The 18,870-nt window shown below is 71.0% G+C and carries 15 protein-coding genes; 11 read left to right on the top strand and 4 right to left on the bottom strand.

Annotated features, from left to right (window positions below; all coding sequences use genetic code 11):
• Positions 1–6: 6 nt before the first annotated feature.
• Positions 7–1,371 carry a GH1 family beta-glucosidase gene (locus ACWCXB_RS09440; RefSeq protein ID WP_450720766.1) on the top strand — a complete coding sequence of 455 codons (1,365 nt, stop codon included), beginning with the start codon at positions 7–9 and terminating at the stop codon, positions 1,369–1,371.
• Positions 1,372–1,446: 75 nt separating this feature from the next.
• On the opposite strand, the gene ACWCXB_RS09445 is transcribed toward ACWCXB_RS09440, so the two are convergent.
• Positions 1,447–3,261 (bottom strand): serine hydrolase, encoded by a 1,815-nt coding sequence (locus ACWCXB_RS09445; protein ID WP_450720768.1) that lies wholly within the window; start codon positions 3,259–3,261, stop codon positions 1,447–1,449.
• 162 nt (positions 3,262–3,423) lie between these two features.
• Between ACWCXB_RS09445 and ACWCXB_RS09450 the strand changes: the two genes are divergently transcribed.
• From ACWCXB_RS09450 to ACWCXB_RS09460, 3 genes are all read left to right on the top strand, one after another.
• Positions 3,424–4,533 (top strand): nitronate monooxygenase, encoded by a 1,110-nt coding sequence (locus tag ACWCXB_RS09450; RefSeq protein WP_450720770.1) that lies wholly within the window; start codon positions 3,424–3,426, stop codon positions 4,531–4,533.
• Complete coding sequence (locus tag ACWCXB_RS09455; RefSeq protein WP_450720772.1) at positions 4,530–6,095, top strand: acyl-CoA synthetase; 1,566 nt, start codon at positions 4,530–4,532, stop codon at positions 6,093–6,095. Before ACWCXB_RS09450 ends, ACWCXB_RS09455 begins: the two co-directional genes overlap by 4 nt.
• Before the next feature lie 104 nt (positions 6,096–6,199).
• On the top strand, positions 6,200–7,300 hold the full coding sequence (locus ACWCXB_RS09460) for a calcium:proton antiporter (RefSeq protein ID WP_450720774.1): 1,101 nt from the start codon (positions 6,200–6,202) through the stop codon (positions 7,298–7,300).
• On the opposite strand, the gene ACWCXB_RS09465 is transcribed toward ACWCXB_RS09460, so the two are convergent.
• Entirely contained in the window at positions 7,290–9,683 is a 2,394-nt protein-coding gene (locus ACWCXB_RS09465; RefSeq protein ID WP_450720776.1) for a penicillin acylase family protein, read from the bottom strand. The genes ACWCXB_RS09460 and ACWCXB_RS09465 overlap by 11 nt on opposite strands.
• A gap of 145 nt (positions 9,684–9,828) precedes the next feature.
• On the opposite strand from ACWCXB_RS09465, the gene ACWCXB_RS09470 reads away from it, so the two are divergent.
• The 4 genes from ACWCXB_RS09470 (at position 9,829) to cutA (ending at position 12,969) form a co-directional block, all read left to right on the top strand.
• A complete protein-coding gene (locus tag ACWCXB_RS09470) occupies positions 9,829–11,328 on the top strand; it encodes an acyl-CoA synthetase (protein WP_450720778.1) in 1,500 nt (499 codons plus the stop codon).
• 104 nt (positions 11,329–11,432) lie between these two features.
• On the top strand, positions 11,433–11,900 hold the full coding sequence (locus ACWCXB_RS09475; RefSeq protein WP_450720780.1) for a MarR family winged helix-turn-helix transcriptional regulator: 468 nt from the start codon (positions 11,433–11,435) through the stop codon (positions 11,898–11,900).
• 2 nt (positions 11,901–11,902) lie between these two features.
• A complete protein-coding gene (locus ACWCXB_RS09480) occupies positions 11,903–12,352 on the top strand; it encodes a hypothetical protein (RefSeq protein ID WP_450720782.1) in 450 nt (149 codons plus the stop codon).
• Between the two features lie 287 nt (positions 12,353–12,639).
• On the top strand, positions 12,640–12,969 hold the full coding sequence (cutA, locus tag ACWCXB_RS09485) for a divalent-cation tolerance protein CutA (protein WP_450720784.1): 330 nt from the start codon (positions 12,640–12,642) through the stop codon (positions 12,967–12,969).
• Between the two features lie 7 nt (positions 12,970–12,976).
• On the opposite strand, the gene ACWCXB_RS09490 is transcribed toward cutA, so the two are convergent.
• Complete coding sequence (locus ACWCXB_RS09490) at positions 12,977–14,308, bottom strand: XRE family transcriptional regulator (protein ID WP_450720786.1); 1,332 nt, start codon at positions 14,306–14,308, stop codon at positions 12,977–12,979.
• A gap of 181 nt (positions 14,309–14,489) precedes the next feature.
• On the opposite strand from ACWCXB_RS09490, the gene ACWCXB_RS09495 reads away from it, so the two are divergent.
• Positions 14,490–14,879, top strand: coding sequence for a DUF6415 family natural product biosynthesis protein (locus ACWCXB_RS09495; protein ID WP_450720788.1), 390 nt, complete (start codon positions 14,490–14,492; stop codon positions 14,877–14,879).
• 187 nt (positions 14,880–15,066) lie between these two features.
• Positions 15,067–15,405, top strand: coding sequence for a DUF397 domain-containing protein (locus tag ACWCXB_RS09500; protein ID WP_450720790.1), 339 nt, complete (start codon positions 15,067–15,069; stop codon positions 15,403–15,405).
• 378 nt (positions 15,406–15,783) lie between these two features.
• On the opposite strand, the gene paaK is transcribed toward ACWCXB_RS09500, so the two are convergent.
• Complete coding sequence (paaK, locus tag ACWCXB_RS09505) at positions 15,784–17,067, bottom strand: phenylacetate--CoA ligase PaaK (RefSeq protein ID WP_450720949.1); 1,284 nt, start codon at positions 17,065–17,067, stop codon at positions 15,784–15,786.
• Positions 17,068–17,316: 249 nt separating this feature from the next.
• On the opposite strand from paaK, the gene ACWCXB_RS09510 reads away from it, so the two are divergent.
• Positions 17,317–18,843: an alpha/beta fold hydrolase gene (locus ACWCXB_RS09510; protein WP_450720792.1), complete on the top strand. Its 1,527-nt coding sequence runs from the start codon at positions 17,317–17,319 to the stop codon at positions 18,841–18,843.
• Positions 18,844–18,870 lie beyond the last annotated feature (27 nt).

Genomic DNA, 18,870 nt, shown 5'->3' on the forward strand with positions numbered 1-18,870 from the left:
AATTCCGTGTCCGACCCGAACGAACTCGGCCGCCTGCCCGAGGACTTCGCATGGGGCGTCGCCACCTCGGCGTACCAGATCGAGGGAGCCGTGGCGGAGGACGGCCGCAGCCCCTCCATCTGGGACACGTTCTCGCACACCTCTGGGGCCGTCGACAACGGTGACCACGGTGATGTCGCCTGTGACCACTACCACCGCTGGCCCGAGGACATCGCCCTGATGAAGGAACTGGGCATCACGGACTACCGGTTCTCGATCGCCTGGCCACGCGTCGTCCCCGGCGGCGACGGACCGGTCAATCCCGCGGGACTCGACTTCTACCGGCGCCTGACCGACGCCCTGCTCGACGCCGGCATCACCCCGCACGCCACCCTCTACCACTGGGACCTGCCCCAGGCGCTCCAGGACCGCGGAGGCTGGCCCGCCCGCGACACCGCCGAGCACTTCGCCGCGTACGCGTCCGTCGTCGTCGGCGCGCTCGGCGACCGCATCACCCGGTGGTGCACGCTCAACGAGCCGCTGTGCTCCGCCTGGATCGGTCATCTGGAGGGGAGGATGGCCCCCGGTCTGAGCGACATCCGGGCCGCCGTGCCCGCCTCGTACCATCTGCTCCTCGGCCATGGACTTGCCACCCAGGCGATCCGCGCCGCGTCCCCCGGCGCGCGCGTGGGCCTCGTCACCAACCTCAGCACCGTCGAACCCGCCACCGGCTCCGATGCCGACCTCGAAGCCGCGCGCCGCATGGACGGCCACACCAACCGCTGGTGGCTCGACCCCGTCCACGGACGCGGCTTCCCCGCCGACATGAGGGAGGTGTACGGAGTCGAACTCCCCGAACGCCCGCGGGATCTCGCCATCATCGCCCAGCCGCTCGACTGGCTCGGCCTCAACTACTACTTCCCGATGACCGTGGCCGCCGATCCGGCCGGCCCGCCGCCGTTCGTCCACCAGGTCCGCCGCCCGGGCGTCCCCCGGACCGGCATGGACTGGGAGATCGACGCGAGCGGCCTGGAGAGTCTGCTGATGCGCCTCACCGACGACTACGGGGCACGCGAGCTGTACGTCACCGAGAACGGCTCGGCCTACCCCGATGTCGTCGGCCCCGACGGCCAGGTGCACGACCCGGAGCGCATCGCGTACCTGGACGAGCATCTGGCCGCCTGCGCCCGTGCCGTGCGCCGGGGCGCACCGCTCGCCGGATATTTCGCGTGGTCGCTGCTCGACAACTTCGAGTGGGCGTACGGCTACGACAAACGGTTCGGGCTCGTCCATGTCGACTACGGCACCCAGCGGCGCACCGTCAAGGGCAGCGGACGGCGCTACGCCGACATCATCCGACGCCACCGCCGGGCGAGCCGCCGTGTCGCATGACACCAGGCCGCCCCGGACGATGTCGTGTCGCCCGGGGCAGCGTCATGCCGGCCAGGTGAAGCCGGTCGGGCCCCGTCAGTCCCCGGACACCGTCCAGCCCAGCGCCTCGATCCGCCCCGCATCGCCCGGACGCCGTTCGTCGAAGAGGACGCGGTCGCCGTCCTCGACCCGGAGCCCGTCGACGTACACCCCGCGTCCCACGTAGAGCTGGTCCGTCGCATACCGCCACCGCAGCCGGACCGGCCGGCCGCGCCAGGGACCCAGGGATGCGTCGAGGCGGTGCCACACGCGCCCGGACCAGCCGGTGGCCGAACCCGTCGGATGGAGCTCGGCTCGCTGCCCTGCGCGTACGGTCGTGAAGGGCAGCGGCTGCCAGGTGGTGCCCCCGTCGGACGAGGCCTCCAGGAACACCGCGTCCGAGCCGGGCTCGGTGTCCCACCACAGCCCGCAGCGCAGACCCGCTCGGTCGGATTGCGGGGTGACCTCGGGCAGGGCGAGCGTCGCGGTCGTGGCGCCCGTCATGCCGGAGAACCAGGCGGTGCGGCCGTGGTCCGGGCGTACGGGGACCGCACGGGCCAGGTTGTTCGCGGCGGCGACGCGCGGGGCGCTGCCCGAGCGCCATGTGCGCACCGGGTGGACGGAGTTGCCGAGTACGACGAGGAACGAGTCGGTCGACGGGTCGAGCACAAGGCTGGTGCCGGTGAATCCGGTGTGCCCGGCCGTGCGCGGGGTGGCCATCGCGCCCATGTACCAGTGCTGGTAGAGCTCGAAGCCGAGGCCGTGCTCATCACCGGGGAAGGCGGTGTTGAAGTCGGTGAACATCAGCTCCACGGACGCCTCGGAGAGGATCCGGGACCGTCCGTACGCCCCGCCGTTGAGCAGCGTACGCGCCAGCACGGCCAGGTCCCAGGCGCACGAGAACACGCCGGCGTGGCCCGCGACCCCGCCGAAGCCGTACGCGTTCTCGTCGTGCACCGCGCCCCAGACGAGCCCCCGGTCGAGCCCCGACCACGGCAGCCGGGCGTCCTCGGTCGCGGCGATCTTCGGTTTCCACGAGAGCGGCGGATTGAAGCGAGTGCGGTGCATCCCGAGCGGAGCAGTGATCTCGTCGTGGAGCAGCGCATCCAGACCGAGACCGGTGATCTTCTCCAGGACCAGCTGAAGCGAGATCAGATTCAGGTCGGAGTACAGGTACTTGCTGCCGGGCGGATTCGCCGGGGTCTCGTTCCACAGCAGGCGCAGCTGCCCCTCCCGCGTCGGCTCCTTGTACAGCGGGATCCACGCCCGGAACCCCGACGTGTGCGTGAGCAGCTGCCGTACGGTGATGTCCTGCTTCCCGGCCGCACCGAACTCCGGGAGATACGCGGCGACCCTCTCCTCCAGCTCCAGCGCGCCCCGCTCGATCTGCTGCACGGCCAGGATCGACGTGAACAGCTTGGACACGGACGCGAGATCGAAGACGGTGTCCTGCGCCATCGGGATCTGCTGCTCGGCCGGGAACTCCACGCCCGTGTCGGTCGCCGCGTCGTACGCCGCGTACCGCACCGCCATGCCGATGGGCCGGTGCAGGGCCACCGTCCCGCCGCGGCCCGCGAGCAGTACCGCGCCCGCGTACCAAGGGTGCCTGGGGGAGGGGGACAGGAACTTCTCGGCGTCCGCGACCAGCTTGTCGAGGTGCGTGGGGATGAGCCCAGCCTGCTCGGGAGACCCGCGCCGCAGCGTCGTACGTCCGTCACGAGGTCCTGGCTCCGCCGCTGCCGCGCCGCCCGGAAGCGGTCCGATCACCAGCGCACCTCCCAGTGCCAGCACCCCGCCGCCCAGCCGGCGCCGACTGATCCCGCTGCCCAGCCGGCGCCGGCGGATCCCGCTGCCCGCCGAGTCCTCTGTCATAGCTCAGCCTCCCTGAAAGATTCCTTCGGGCCATCACGCAACACGTGAAACTTTCTTACCGGGGTGAGGGAGCGTCACGACAGCCCCCGGCGTTCCCAAGAATCTGACACAGCATCAGAAAATCTCTTCCCTCGGCCGTTCCGCTGCGGCATCCTGCCGCCCATGGAGACGGAGCTGAGCAAGAAACTGGGAGTCGAGCACGCCATCTTCGGCTTCACGCCGTTCCCCGCGGTCGCCGCCGCCATCACCCGGGCAGGCGGCTTCGGCGTCCTCGGCGCGGTCCGCTACACCGCCCCCGACGACCTCGCGCGCGACCTCGACTGGATGCAGGACCACACGGGCGGAAAGCCGTACGGCCTGGACGTCGTCATGCCCGCCAAGAAGGTCGAAGGCGTGACCGAGGCCGAGGTCGAGGCGATGATCCCGGAAGGCCACCGCCGGTTCGTCGAGGAGACCCTCGCCAAGCACGGCGTACCGCCGCTTGCCGAGGGCGAGGTGTCGGGCTGGCGGATCACCGGCTGGATGGAGCAGGTCGCCCGCAACCAGCTCGACGTCGCCTTCGACTATCCGATCAAGCTCCTCGCCAACGCCCTGGGCTCCCCGCCCCCCGACATCGTCCGCCGCGCCCACGACCACGGCGTCCTCGTCGCCGCCCTCGCCGGCAGCGCAAAGCACGCCCGCCACCACGCCGACGCGGGCATCGACATCGTCGTCGCGCAGGGCTACGAGGCGGGCGGCCACACCGGCGAGATCGCCTCCATGGTGCTCACCCCCGAGGTCGTCGACGCCGTCGCACCGCTGCCCGTACTCGCCGCCGGCGGCATCGGCAGCGGCGAACAGATCGCCGCCGGACTCGCACTCGGCGCCCAGGGCGTCTGGCTCGGCTCGATCTGGCTCACCACCACCGAGGCCGACCTCCACTCCCGCGCCCTCACCGGGAAGCTGCTCGCCGCCAGCTCCGGCGACACCGTCCGCTCCCGCGCCCTGACCGGCAAGCCGGCCCGCCAGCTGCGCACGGAGTGGACCGACGCCTGGGACGATCCGGCAGGGCCCGGCACGCTGCCCATGCCGCTCCAGGGGCTGCTCGTCGCCGAGGCCGTCTCACGGATCCAGAAGTACGAGATCGAACCGCTGCTCGGCACACCCGTCGGCCAGATCGTCGGCCGCATGAACGCCGAGCGCAGCGTCCAGCAGGTCCTCGACGACCTCACCAGCGGCTTCGAACGCGCCATGGACCGCCTGAACCGCATCGCCGGAAGGAGCCCGTCATGACGCAGCCGGTCACGAGCGAAAAGCCCAACGGCTTCTGGGCCCAGGCGACCGCCGACCCCGGCCGCACGGTCCTGATCGCCCCCGACGGCGAGGAGTGGACCGCCGGTCGGCTGCACGCCGACGCCAACCGGCTCGTCCACGGGCTGCGCGCGGCGGGGCTGCAGCGGGGCGACGCCTTCGCCGTCGTCCTCCCCAACGGCGTCGAGTTCTTCACCGCGTATCTCGCCGCGTCCCAGGCCGGGTTCTACCTCGTCCCCGTCAACCACCACCTCGTCGGCCCCGAGATCGCCTGGATCGTCGCCGACTCCGGCGCCAAGGTGCTCCTCGCACACGAGCGCTTCGCGGCGACGGCAACCGCCGCCGCCGACGAGGCCGAGCTGCCCGCGAGCCACCGCTACGCCGTCGGCAGGATCGACGGCTTCCGCCCGTACGCCGAACTCCTCGACGGACAGCCCGAGTCGGTGCCCGACGAACGCACCCTCGGCTGGGTCATGAACTACACGTCCGGCACCACCGGCCGGCCGCGCGGCATCCGCCGCCCCCTGCCCGGAAAGCTCCCCGAGGAGACCTACCTCGGCGGCTTCCTCGGCATCTTCGGCATCAGGCCCTTCGACGACAACGTCCATCTCGTCTGCTCACCGCTCTACCACACCGCCGTGCTGCAGTTCGCGGGCGCGTCCCTGCACATCGGCCACCGGCTGGTGCTCATGGACAAGTGGGCGCCGGAGGAGATGCTGCGCCTGATCGACACGCACGCCTGCACGCACACCCACATGGTGCCGACCCAGTTCCACCGGCTGCTCGCCCTCCCGCAGGACGTGCGCAGCCGCTACGACCTCACGTCCATGCGGCACGCCATCCACGGCGCCGCGCCGTGCCCCGACCACGTCAAGCGGGCGATGATCGAATGGTGGGGGAACTGCGTCGAGGAGTACTACGCGGCCAGCGAGGGCGGCGGCGCCTTCGCCACCGCCGAGGACTGGCTCAAGAAGCCCGGCACGGTCGGCAAGGCGTGGCCGATCAGCGAGCTCGCGATCTTCGACGACGACGGCAACCGGCTGCCGTCCGGCGAACTCGGCACCGTCTACATGAAGATGTCGACCGGCGGCTTCAGCTACCACAAGGACGAGGCCAAGACGCGGAAGAACCGCATCGGCGACTTCTTCACCGTCGGTGACCTGGGCGTGCTCGACGAGGACGGCTATCTCTTCCTCCGCGACCGCAAGATCGACATGATCATCTCGGGCGGCGTCAACATCTACCCCGCCGAGATCGAGGCCGCGCTCCTCACCCACCCCGCGGTCGCCGACGCCGCGGCCTTCGGCATTCCGCACAGCGACTGGGGCGAGGAGGTCAAGGCCGTCGTCGAACCGGCCGACGGCCAGATCCCGGGACCCGCCCTCGCCGCCGCGATCCTCGACCACTGTGCGGTCAGGCTCGCCGGCTACAAGCGCCCCAAGAGCGTCGACTTCATCGACGCCATGCCCCGCGACCCGAACGGCAAGCTCTACAAGCGCCGCCTGCGCGACCCGTACTGGGAGGGCCACAACCGCCCGCTCTGACCGGCGTCCGCCCGACCGGCGTCAGCACCCCAGGAGCGAGGGCGACGACCCCATCGGCGCACTACCCCGCGCGCCCCGCGTCGGCTCCTGGAAGCGTGGCACGCATGAAGACCGGCACGACAGCGCTCATGGCGAAGTGGACCACCTGGGTGCCGGTCATCGCCGCGGTGGCCCTCCTGCTCGGCTGGGGCCGCCGCCTTCCGGGCTTCGCCGTGACCATCGTCGGACTCTGCCTGGTGGGCGCGGTCCTCGCGGCCGTGCACCACGCCGAGGTCGTCGCGCTCCGGGTCGGCGAGCCGTTCGGCTCGCTCGTGCTCGCCGTCGCCGTGACCGTCATCGAGGTCGGCCTCATCGTCACCCTGATGGCGGGCGGCGGCGCGAAGGCGTCCACCTACGCCAGGGACACCGTCTTCGCCGCCGTCATGATCACCTGCAACGGCATCGTCGGACTGTCCCTGCTCGTCGCCTCGCTGCGCAACCGTGTCGCCGTCTTCCACGCCGAGGGCTCGGGCGGCGCACTCGCGACCGTCTGCACCCTCGCGACCATGACGCTGGTGCTTCCCACCTTCACCACCGGCCGGCCAGGACCCGAGTTCACATCGGCCCAGCTGGCGTTCTCCGCCGTCGCCTCGCTCTGCCTGTACGGGCTCTTCGTCGCCGTGCAGACCGTCCGGCACCGCGACTACTTCCTGCCCGTCGTCCGCGAAGGCGGAGCCATCAGCCCCGACGAGCATGCTCCGCCGCCCGGGATCCGCCAGACGTGGTGGAGCGTCGCGCTGCTGTTCGTGGCGCTCGTCGCCGTCGTCGGTGACGCCAAGGTCGTCTCGCCCACCATCGAGGAGGGCGTGGAGTCGGCGGGCCTGCCGAAGTCCGTCGTCGGGGTCGTCATCGCGCTCATGGTCCTGATGCCCGAGACCCTCGCCGCCGTGCGCGCCGCGAGCCGGGACCGCATGCAGACCAGTCTCAACCTGGCCTACGGCTCCGCCATCGCCAGCATCGGGCTGACGATCCCGGCGATCGCGCTCGCCTCGATCTGGCTGCCGGGCTCCCTGATCCTGGGCGAGGACGCCACCCACATGGTGCTCCTCGCGCTGACCGCCGTGGTCAGCGTCCTCACCCTGGTGCCCGGACGGGCCACCCTGCTCCAGGGCGGCGTCCATCTGGTGCTGTTCGCCGCCTTCGTCTTCCTCTCGTTCAGCCCCTGACGCGTACCACCTTCAGCTGCGGCGAGCCCAGGATGTCCCGCTCGCAGAAGCGGGCCTTCACCCAGCGCTCGGCCGCGAACAGCTCCGTCTGGTCGCTGTAGTGCGCCGACGTCGTGTCCGACGACTGGGAGTACGTGAGCAGGGTGCGGGCGTCGGGGCAGGGGCCGCCGTTCCAGCCGACCGCCTGGATGTGGCTGGAGCCGTGCGCGACCTCCGTGTAGCCTCCGCCGGCCGGATTCCAGACCGGCTCGATCTTGTTCCAGATGCCGAGCGCCTCGGTGCCGCCGTGCACGGGGATGCGCTGACCGTTCCGTACGACGAACTGTCCCGCGCCCAGCGGCGCGTCGAGCGGAATCCCCGCGGCGCGCAGCTCGGACACCGCGTCGCCCAGTGCCTTGGCGAAGCCGGGTGACGACGTGTCCAGGGTGTGGGGCGTACGGACCGGGTCGGCCGCGGAGAAGGGCACCTTCCACTGCCCGGCGGCCGGAACCGTCCCCGTCAACTTCCGCCAGAAGCGGTCGAACAGCAGCGCGCCGCTGCTGTCCGCATTCACCGTACGGTCCCAGCCCGCGAGTACCGCGCACGCCTCGGTGTCGCCCGGCAGCACCGCGGGACAGGCCTTCGCCACGTCCGCCGCGGCCAGATCACCGGCGGGCGCACGGTTCGCGAACTGCTGACGCTGGAGATCCGCGACCGTCAGCCGGCCCTTGGCCGCCATTGCCGCGACGTCCTCGACCGCGCCGCGCGTACGCAGCGAGCGGGGTGTGGCGATCGTGCCGAAGACACGCTCGTAGCCGGTCAGCGGCCGGTCGGCGTTCGTGAGCCATGCGCTGTCGTTGGAGTTCTCGACGTACGGGGCGTTCTCCAGCACCGGCATCCTCGACGGTCCGAAGATCCCCGGCTGCACCGCGTCAGGATCGCCGCCCAACCCGCAGTCCGTGCGCGCGCCGTCGAGTACGGCCACGCCCGACGCCGGATAGGTGACCTTGCCGAGCGGCGTCGAGCACCGTGCGACGAGCTCGTCGGTCAGGCGCGGAAGGACCTGAGACTGGGTGAAGAGGGAGTGTCCGGAGGAGTCCGCCGCGATGGTGTTGACCCACGGCAGGCCCTGCGTGCGGCGCAGGGTCCGCAGGACGTCGTCGGTGGAGCGGGCCCTGCCGAAGCCCAGGGCGGTGTCGGAGCCGCGGAGGTTGGCCGCGTTCGGGTCGTTCAGCGCGTACGCGGTGGTCGCCGTCCAGGGCAGTGGCAGAGAGGTGCCGAGCGAGGTGACGACCGGTCCGTAACGCGTCCACCACTGCGTACGGGTGACCGGCGCGCCGTCCTTCACCGGCACGGTGACGGTCCGCCGGGTCATCCGCTCCGGCTTCCCGTCCACGAGATACGCGGTCGGGTCCGCAGGATCCAGGGTCAGCTGGTGCAGATTGAGCGTGACGCCTGTCGCGACGGTGTGGCTCCAGGCCACCTTGTCGTTGAAGCCGATGTTGACCACGGCCGTGCCGAGCAACGAGGCGCCCTGCACGTTCAGCTCGCCCGGAATGGTCTGCTGCGACTGCCAGAAGCGGCGGCCGCCCTGCCATGGATAGTGCGGATTCCCCAGCAGCAGACCGCGTCCGTTCGCCGTGGTCCCGCCGCTGAAGGCGACCGCGTTGGAGCCCATGTCGGCGCTCTCGGCGGCGAACAACTCCTGAGCGGCACGCGCGATCGCGGAGGGGTCGGGCGCGGGACGCGAGGCCCCCGCGGCATCGGACCCGGGCGCTGCGCCGGCCCCGGCACCCGGCGGCTGCGCGGCCGTGATGCCCTCGATGCCGCGGCCCTGGCCGCCGAGCACCGACACGGCGAAGCCGCGCCGGGCCACGTCGAGCGTGCTCACCGGACCCACCCATGCCGCGCCGGCGCACGACGGATCGGTGATGCGGTTCTGCTTCAGCCAGGCGTTGTAGCCGGCCGCCCAGCCGCGCATCAGCTCCTTGACCTGACGGCTCGGGCCGGCCGGCGAGGGCATGGCGAGCAGTTGCTCGACCGTGCCCGCGTCCCGTACCCCCCGGAAGTAGAGATCGCTCGAGAGGTTCTTCGTCGCGGACGACAGCGAACCGTCGGGCGCCAAGTCGGGGCCGAAGTACCGTGACCGCTCCCCGCGTACGGTCACGAAGCCGTCGGCGAGGGTGCACACCTGGTCGGCCGCCTGCGCCCAGCCGGTGCCGAAGCCGAGGTTGGCGTAGTCCTTCGCGACGATGTGGGGTATGCCGAACTCGGTGTAGCGGATGACGGCGGACAGGCCCCCGCCCGAAGGGTGATGCCGGGCCGACGAGTCGGCGACGGCCGCGGGCGGCAGCGACGCGGTGGCGGTGGCCAGTGCGAGACCGGCCAGGACGAGGTGTCTCATGCGGGTGCGGAAGAGCAACGTGCCTCCCAAAGTGACGGTGGTGAACGCCAGTTGGTACATGCAGGCAGCACGCTCGGCCGGTGTCAACATCCCGTTCGGTATCCGTGTCCTTGACCCTGGGCCCGCGGCCGCACAGGATCCACCCATGGCAGCCTTGGAGCGACTCCTGAGCAGCACGGTCGACGGCGTCCTGCGTCGCAGCGCCCAGCGCACCCCCGACCGCACCGCCGTCCGCTACGCCGACCGGTCCTGGACCTATGCCGAACTCGACGTCGCCGTCACCACCGCGGCCGCGGTCCTGAGCGAGCACGGCCTGAACCAGTACGACCGCGTGGCCACCTACGGCCACAACTCCGACGCCTATCTGATCGCCTTCCTCGCCTGCGCCCGCGCCGGGTTCATCCATGTGCCCGTCAACCACAACCTGACGGGCGAGGACCTCGCCTACATCCTTCGCCAGTCGGGCAGTTCGCTCGTCCTTGCCGACCCCGGCCTCGCGGACCGGATGCCCGAGAGCTTCGCCGTACGGGCCCTGCGCGACACCGACGACTCGCTGCTCACCGCACTCGCCGAACCGCAGGAGTACGACACCGACCGGGACGCCCGCGATCTGGCGCAGCTGCTGTACACCTCGGGCACCACCGCGCTGCCGAAGGGCGCGATGATGACGCACCGCGCGCTCGTCCACGAGTACGTCAGCGCCATCACCGCCCTGGACCTGGACGAGAGCGACAAGCCCGTCCACTCGCTGCCGCTCTACCACTCCGCCCAGATGCATGTGTTCCTGCTGCCGTACCTCGCCGTCGGCGCGGAGAACACGATCCTCGACGCACCGGACGCCGCACAGATCTTCGACCTGGTGGAGGCGGGGCGTGCCGACAGTCTCTTCGCGCCGCCCACCGTCTGGATCGCCCTGTCCAACCACCCGGAGTTCGCCACCCGCGATCTGAGCGGCCTGCGCAAGGCGTACTACGGGGCGTCGATCATGCCCGTGCCCGTACTGGAACGGCTTCGGGAGCGGCTGCCGCAACTCGCCTTCTACAACTGCTTCGGACAGAGCGAGATCGGACCGCTCGCCACGGTGCTCGGGCCCGCCGAGCACGAAGGGCGGATGGACTCGTGCGGGCGGCCCGTGCGCCATGTCGAGGCGAAGGTCGTCGACGAGGACGGCAAGGACGTCCCGGACGGCACCGCGGGGGAGATCGTCTACCGCTCACCGCAGTTGTGCGAGGGCTACTGGGACAAGCGCGAGGAGACGGAGGAGGCGTTCCGCGACGGCTGGTTCCGCTCCGGAGACCTCGCCGTCCGGGACGGCGAGGGTTACTACACGATCGTCGACCGGGTGAAGGACGTCATCAACTCCGGGGGAGTGCTGGTCGCTTCACGCCAGGTCGAGGACGTGCTCTACCTCCATCCGGCGGTCGCCGAGGCCGCGGTCATCGGTCTCCCGGACGACCGCTGGATCGAGGCCGTGACCGCCGTCGTCGTATCGCGTGGCGAGGTGACGGAGGACGAGATCCTGGCGCACGCACGCGAGAAGCTCGCGCACTTCAAGGCCCCGAAGCGGGTGCTGTTCGTGGACGAGCTGCCGCGGAACGCCAGCGGGAAGATCCTCAAGCGGGAGCTGCGCGACCGGTTCGCCTGAGGCGGGGCGCACGCGCGAGGCCGCGGGGTGTGGCGGCCTCCGTGCGCCGGAGTCCGTGCGAAAAATGCTAGCCATGTACATAGTAGCCATGTACTCTAAATTCCATGAGCACGGCATCCAAGGGCCCCACGCCCGGCTTCCTGGTCTGGCGCCTGTCCATGAAATGGCGCGTCGCGGTGGACCGCGCGCTCGCACCGCTGGGTCTGACCCACGCGCAGTACTCACTGCTGGCGTCGCTGTACGGCATGCAGCGCTCAGGGCAGCGCCCCAGCCAGCGGCGGCTCGCCGACCACACAGGGCTGGAGCCCCTCTACGTCTCGAAGCTCGCCCGCACCCTGGAGTCCGCCGGCCTCGTCGAGCGCACCCCGGACCCCGACGACACGCGGGCCGTGCAGCTGTCCCTCACCACCGAGGGGCGCGAGGTCGCCCGCCGCGCGATCGACGTCGTGCAGAAGCTCCTCGACCGGCTCCTCGCCCCCCTCGGCGGCCTCGGCGGCCGGCGCACCGAGGCATTCGCCGCCGAGCTGACCGCCCTTCTCGACGTACCACTCGAATCCCCTCCCAAGGAGTAGCCATGTCCACCACCCCGACCGTCAACGGACAGGTCATAGGCCAGGCCCACTACGCCACGCGGGCCGTCCTGGAGCGCGTCCTGGCCCGCACCGGCACCACGTTCGAGCAGTCGGTGGCGCTCAACGCCACTGCCGACAGCGGCGCGGACGAGGGCGTCGAGCACGACCGGCTCGTCGCCCGGATGACGTCCACGCTCAAGATCGGCGAAGCCTCCGTCCTGGCCACGATCGCCGAACTCACCGAGGCCGACCTGCTGGAGACCGTCCCCGGCGACGACGCGGCCCTCCGGCTCACCGACGCGGGCCGCGCGCTGAACACCGGCATCCGCTCCGAGATCGCCGCGATCACCGCGCGTCTGTACGGCGACCTCCCGCCCGCCGACCTCGCGGCGGCGGGCCGCGTGCTCACGACGGTGACGGAGCGGGCGAACGCGGTGCTGGCGGAGGGGTAGAGGTGTGCGCGCCGCGCACACCCTCTACGCGGTGCGCCTCGAGCACGGCTGGCCTGGCGGCTGGCGATTGCCCCCCGCAGACCGGCTGGTGGCGATGGGCGTGGTCGAGGCGCAGCCCGAACCGCCACCGCCGGAACCACTACCGGACGCCCCCGCGTAGCTTTGCTCCCCCTCTCGCCTGCGGGCGGAGGCAGCTTTCTGCGTGCCTGCAGAGGAACCGGCTCAAGGAAAGCTCGAAGGGATCGCGCGGTCTGCGGCCGCTGATTCCCCACCACTAGGCTCGCGGCATGACTGACTTCGTGCAGGTGTCCACGGCGACACCAACCCGGGAACAGGCGGTTGAGCTGGCACAGTCTGTGGTGAAGGAGCGGTTGGCTGCGGGCGCTCAGATCATTGGGCCCGTGACGTCCGTCTTCTGGCATCTCGGGGAGTTCGGCACGGGGGAGGAGTGGCAGCTGCTGCTGAAGACCAGCGTCGAGCGATACTCCGCGCTCGAGGCGCATCTCCTGAAGAATCATCCGTGGGACAACCCCGAGGTGTCGGCGGTCCCGATTGTCGCCGGTGCCGAAGCGTGCCTGCGCTGGGTGTCCGAGAACACCCAGCCCATCCCTCAGTAGGAGTAGGTCAGAGCGCCGCCTTCTCCAGGGCGTCGTCGACGTCGGCGACGCCGCGGTGCTCGGCGAGTCGCTTGAGAACGGGCTCCAGCCGCCGACGGGGCCTGACGGAAGCGACCCCGCTGGTGAGGTCGAGCGCCCGGCCCGTTACCTTGGCCGCCTGCTCGACCTCACCAGCCGCCAGGTACGCGTCGGCGAGCCACGACAGGTACAGCGCCTTGTCCCGTGCATGGCTGTCGTCGTACCGGGCCAGCGCGGCCTCGAGCACCGGCACTGCCCGCAGCGGCCTGCGCAGTTCGGCCCAGCACCGCCCGGCCATGATCTGAAGCTCGGTGTGGTCCACCCAGGAAACCCAGTCCGGCTGGGATGCGCCGTGCGTGTCGTCGAGGGCGCGCTCCGCCTCGGCGAGCGCGCGCTCCGTCTCACCAGCGATGCCGGCCACGGCGCACGCCCAAGCGCGTCGCTCCTGAAGCAGCGCGCGGACTCCGGCCGGGGCATCCGGGCCGAGCGTCTTGCAGGAGCGCGCGGCGATCTCAACGCCGGCTCTCCGGTCACCGTTCACCGTCTGATATGCGAGGAACGCCAGTGCGTTCCCCGCGAGATCGGTGTCGCCGGCGTCGGTCGCCGCGGCGTGGCTCTCCTTGTACAGAGCTGCTGCGTCGGCTTCCCGGCCGCCGTCGAATGCTGCCCAGCCGGCTTGCTGTGCCTGCTCGGCGAGAACGGACAGCAGGGCCCGTCCGGTGGCTTCCGTGTACGTCGCGTCGCGTAGTAGCGCCTTCGTGGCTTGGTACTCGCCCAGGTACACGCGGTAGGTGTCGCCGCCGCCGAGGACGTCGTCGAGGCGGCGAAGGCGCGCCGTGCGCAGCCGGAGCAGCTCGGGAAAGTCCGCCCCGATTCGCTTGCCCGCTGTGGGTCTGCTCAGGTCGGTGATGCCGACGGCGAGGCTTGCGCCAGCTGCCGTGTGAATGAACTCTCTGCGCCGCACCGGGTGGTTCCTGTCCTTCTGTGTGGTCGTCGTGCGTCCAGGTGATGCGGGTGGTCGCTGCTCGCTCACCTCCCACGGTCGATCGGCGAGTCCGAGGGTGCGTCCCGGGATCCGTAGTGCGTCGGAGATGCTCACGATCTTGTCGAAGCTCGTGATCCGGCCGCGGCCGCGCGCGAGGGTCCCGACGCGCTCCGGCTTGATGTCGCACTCGGCAGCGATCTTCGAGTAGCTGATGCCCGCCATGTCGCGGGCCAGCCGGAAGACGGTCCCGAAGTCGTGCGCTGTGATGGCGGCCTGCATCTTGGCGCATTCCAGCACGTGTCGGGGGAGTGCGGTGGGAGGTCGGTACTCGTTCATCGTGGCCCCGCATACCTGCTCGAGCGAGTGTGTCTCACGGCACATCAACGAGCCTACCCATCATGGGTATACCGCTCGCAGGGAAGCAAGGAATCAGACGCTCAAGAAGAGTTGCGCAGTAGACCCCGGCAACCGCGCGAACGGTCCCGGGGCACGGCCAACGCTGACAAGGAGCGTCGACATGAAGCAAGGTACAGCCCCACAGGCGGCCGCCGCGGCCCAGGGCGAAGACCCGAGACCGCTCGACCTCGACACGATGCGCGACACCGCCCGGCGCGTCCTCGCCCTGGGGGAGGCGCCACCGCTGCTGGAGGACCTCGACAGGCTGACCGACATTCTCCGGGGGCACGTGCAACTGCTGGTCCCTGAGATCGCGAGCCTGATCCGTCGGCTGCCCAGGGGGGACGGCCCCGCCTGCGTGGCTCAGATCGGTATCGATGAGGCCTGGAGGCGGCTGCACACCACGCGAGGCTTTGGCCCGGACGCCGCCTACAGGCACGCAAAGAAGTTGGCCCTGTCGGTCAACTCGCTCTGTGACCACTACGAGAACCTGCGCCCCGCGGCCGGCTGAGGCGCCGCACCCAACCCATGGCGACCGAATCGGGTGAGGGTCGCACACAAGAACGCCCGTCCCGCCGGGGATCCGGAAGACGCCGGCGGGACGGGTCTGCAAGACACCCGCCCCTGCACCCCCACCCTGGACAGGTCGAGTGCCGGGGCGGGTTCCACAACTGCACGACTACCAGAGAGGAACAGCCGTGGGAACCATCAGCAACGGCCGGACGACAAAGGCGTACGAGAACTGCAATGCGCCGGGGCGCGACTGGCGGAAGGCCAGCAGGACCGACCTGGACCCGATCCTGAAGGACTGCGTCATCGTGGCCGCTGCCCCCGGCGCCAAGGGCCACCCCCACCCGCACGTCCCGGACGGCACGCGGATGATCGAGATCACCGACGACAAGTTCCCCGACAGCCCCGTCCTGGGCTTCACCCGCGCCGAGTTCACCAAGTTCGCGCAGGGCATCAAGGCCGGCGAGTTCGACGACCTCATGGCCACCGACGAGGAACTGGAGCAGGCCGCTGCCGTGGCCGCCTGACCGTGGACGCCGTCCAGGTCAACCATGTATTCGCGCGCATAGGACAGCAGTTCGGCAGAACCCCGTGCCGCGAATGCCGAGGCCGCAACACGGTCGCGCTCCTGTACGAGGGAGCCGTCATCGTGTCGTGCGAGGACTGCGGAGGAGCCACCCACAAGGGGAGGCTGACCCCTGACAGTCGGCTGACCGACACCAAGCGCCCACGCTGAGGCTCGCCCGCCTGGTGCACGCGAAGACTCAGGCGGGGCGGAGCATGACGCCGGCGTGACGCCCTCGACTCCCCGGCCGGCCACCCGGTCGGCCGGGGCTCTATGCGGCTCCGCCATCTGGTGCCCGCCGCAGGCGCCCCCCGCCGTCAAACCCCCAGCCCCCGAACCCCTACCCCCGCAGGTCCACGATCCGCTTGATCTTGCCCACCGAGCGTTCCAGCGTCTCCGGGTCGACGACCTCCACCGTCACCGACACCCCGATACCGTCCTTCACCGCCGCCGCGATCTCCCGCGCCGCGGCCTCCCGCTGCTCGGGCGATGCCGCACCGCGCGCCTCCGCCCGCACCGTGAGCGCGTCCATCCGGCCCTCGCGGGTCAGGCGCAGCTGGAAGTGCGGGGCGACTCCCGGCGTGCGCAGGACGATCTCCTCGATCTGGGTCGGGAAGAGGTTCACCCCACGCAGGATGATCATGTCGTCGCTGCGCCCGGTGACCTTCTCCATCCGCCGGAAGACCCGCGCCGTCCCCGGCAGCAGCCGGGTCAGGTCCCGGGTCCGGTAGCGGATCACCGGCATCGCCTCCTTGGTGAGCGAGGTGAACACCAGCTCGCCCTCCTCACCGTCCGGCAGCACTTCGCCCGTGAACGGATCCACGACCTCCGGGTAGAAGTGGTCCTCCCAGATGTGCAGGCCGTCCTTGGTCTCCACGCACTCCTGCGCCACACCCGGGCCTATGACCTCCGACAGCCCGTAGATGTCGACCGCGTCGATCGCGAAGCGCTCCTCGATCTCGCGCCGCATCTCCTCGGTCCACGGCTCCGCGCCGAATATCCCGACCTTGAGCGAGGTGGACCGCGGATCGACACCCTGCCGCTCGAACTCGTCGAGCAGCGTCAGCGTGTACGAGGGCGTCACCATGATGATCTCGGGCCGGAAGTCCTGGATCAGCTGGACCTGCCGGGCCGTCATCCCGCCCGACGCCGGGATGACCGTACAGCCGAGCCGCTCCGCCCCGTAGTGCGCGCCGAGGCCTCCGGTGAACAGCCCGTACCCGTACGCCACATGGACCTTGTGCCCGGGACGCCCGCCTGCCGCGCGGATCGAGCGGGCCACGACGTCCGCCCAGGTGTCGAGGTCGCGGTCGGTGTAGCCGACGACCGTGGGGCGCCCCGTCGTCCCGCTGGACGCGTGGATGCGTCGTACGCGTGACTGATCCACCGCGAACATCCCGAAGGGGTAGTGATCGCGCAGATCGGCCTTCGTGGTGAACGGGAAGCGCGCGAGATCGTCGAGCGAGCGGCAGTCCTCGGGGCGCAGCCCCGCCTTGTCGAACGACTCCCGGTAGAAGCCGACGTTCTCGTACGCATGGCGCAGGGTCGCCCGCAGGCGCTCCAGCTGCAGGGCGCGGAGCTCGTCGCGGCTCAGTCGCTCGCCTGCGTCCAGCAGAGCCGTCACTTCCGTCGGATCCGTCATACGGATGACTCCCGTGTCACTCGCAAATCGGACGACCGATCATTCGGTCGAGCTGTTCGGGATCAGTAATCCAGTCACCCGGCCGGGCGTCAAGACCTCCGGCAGACCCCGCTCGCGCCAGGAAGTGTGCGCGGCCGGCATGTGCAGCGGCATGTGCGCCGACGGCGTAATGGGCGGGCGCATCCGGGCAATCCGTTGGCGTGCCCGCGGACGCCCGGAGAGGATCACGGTATGCCGATCTTCAGTGCGTACGACGGGACCTCGCTCGCCTACCACGTCGAGGGGGAGGGCGAACCCCTGATCTGTCTGCCGGGCGGCCCCATGCGCGCCTCCGCCTACTTCGGCGACCTCGGCGGCCTCACCGGGCACCGTACGCTCGTCAAGCTCGACCTGCGCGGTACCGGCGACTCCGCGGTCCCCGCCGACCCGGCCACGTACCGCTGCGACCGGCTCGTCGACGACGTCGAGGCGCTCCGCGAGCACCTGGGACTCGACCGCGCCGACTTCCTCGCGCACTCGGCCTCCGGCAATCTCGCCGTGCTGTACGCCGCCGCGCACCCGGCCCGCGTGCGCTCGCTGACCCTTGTCACCCCGAGCCTGCGGGCTCTCGGCGTCGTGGGCACCGACCAGGACCTGCGGGACGCCGCCGCCCTGCGCCGCGGTGAGCCCTGGTACGACGACGCGCAGGCCGCGCTGGACGAGTACTTCGGCGGGCGCGACCCGCGCGAAGTGTGGTCCGCGATCGAGCCGTTGATCTACGGGCGCTGGGACGACACCGCCCGGGAGCACGCCGCCGCCGACGCCCACCAGGTCAATCCGCAGGCGAGAAGCGCCTACTACACGGACGCCGCATTCGATCCGGCCGCGACGGTGAAGGCCCTCACCGCCCTCGAAGCCCCGGTTCTCGTGCTCGCGGGCGAGTACGACGGCGGCCCCACGCCGACGCGGGCCCGCGAGGGCGCCGCACTGTTCCCGCACGCCGAGGTGGCCGTCCAGGCGGGCGCCGCGCACTATCCGTGGCTGGACGGCCCAGGCGCCTTCCGCCGCACGGTCGCCGCCTTCCTCGACCCGGACGTCCACAGCGTCACGACACCCGACAGCGTCCGGCTCGCCTATCGCACCTGGGGCGAGGCGGACGCCCCGCCCGTCGTCCTCGCCCACGGCCGCGGCGGCAGCACCCGTGAATGGACGGGCATCGCGGAACAGCTCGCGGCCGGCCACCGGGTGTACGCCCTCGACCTCCGCGGCCACGGCCTCAGCGACTGGCCGGGCAGCTACGGCTTCGACGTCTTCCGCGACGACTTGCGCGCCTTCATCACAGCCCTGGGCCTCGCCGGCGCCACCGTCGTCGGCCACTCGATGGGCGGCATCGCCGCGTACCTGCTCGCCGAGGACGCACCGTCGCTCGTCGGCCGGCTCGTCGTCGAGGACGCACCCGCACTCTTCCCGCTCGACCCGCCGCGCCCAGCGGCCGAGCGGCCCGAAGGCGACACCGACTTCGACTGGACGGTCGTCCCGGCGACCGATGCCCAGCGCAACGCCCCGGATCCGGGCTGGCGGGACGGTCTCGGCGCCATCACCGCACCGACCCTCGTCATCGCCGGCGGCGCGAGCAGCCACGTCAACCAGGAGCACCTGGCCCGGCTCGCCGAACAGATTCCCGACGCACGGCTCGTCACCATCGACGCCGGCCATCTGATCCACGAGACCAGGCCCGCGGAGTTCCTCGCCGCGATCCGGGAATTCGGCCTCGCGTGAAGCTGCGCTGTCGGCCGGCTTAAGAAA

This window comes from Streptomyces sp. NPDC001514 (assembly GCF_053597075.1).

Excerpts from the sequence above, each read along its gene's own strand:
- ACWCXB_RS09455 (WP_450720772.1), top strand. The coding sequence starts at position 4,530 with ATGACGCAGCCGGTCACGAGCGAAAAGCCCAACGGCTTCTGGGCCCAG.
- ACWCXB_RS09495 (WP_450720788.1), top strand. The coding sequence starts at position 14,490 with ATGAAGCAAGGTACAGCCCCACAGGCGGCCGCCGCGGCCCAGGGCGAA.
- ACWCXB_RS09475 (WP_450720780.1), top strand. The coding sequence starts at position 11,433 with ATGAGCACGGCATCCAAGGGCCCCACGCCCGGCTTCCTGGTCTGGCGC.
- ACWCXB_RS09460 (WP_450720774.1), top strand. The coding sequence starts at position 6,200 with ATGAAGACCGGCACGACAGCGCTCATGGCGAAGTGGACCACCTGGGTG.
- ACWCXB_RS09490 (WP_450720786.1), bottom strand. The coding sequence starts at position 14,308 with ATGAACGAGTACCGACCTCCCACCGCACTCCCCCGACACGTGCTGGAA.
- ACWCXB_RS09480 (WP_450720782.1), top strand. The coding sequence starts at position 11,903 with ATGTCCACCACCCCGACCGTCAACGGACAGGTCATAGGCCAGGCCCAC.
- ACWCXB_RS09510 (WP_450720792.1), top strand. The coding sequence starts at position 17,317 with ATGCCGATCTTCAGTGCGTACGACGGGACCTCGCTCGCCTACCACGTC.
- ACWCXB_RS09445 (WP_450720768.1), bottom strand. The coding sequence starts at position 3,261 with ATGACAGAGGACTCGGCGGGCAGCGGGATCCGCCGGCGCCGGCTGGGC.
- ACWCXB_RS09450 (WP_450720770.1), top strand. The coding sequence starts at position 3,424 with ATGGAGACGGAGCTGAGCAAGAAACTGGGAGTCGAGCACGCCATCTTC.
- ACWCXB_RS09465 (WP_450720776.1), bottom strand. The coding sequence starts at position 9,683 with ATGAGACACCTCGTCCTGGCCGGTCTCGCACTGGCCACCGCCACCGCG.
- cutA (WP_450720784.1), top strand. The coding sequence starts at position 12,640 with ATGACTGACTTCGTGCAGGTGTCCACGGCGACACCAACCCGGGAACAG.
- ACWCXB_RS09470 (WP_450720778.1), top strand. The coding sequence starts at position 9,829 with ATGGCAGCCTTGGAGCGACTCCTGAGCAGCACGGTCGACGGCGTCCTG.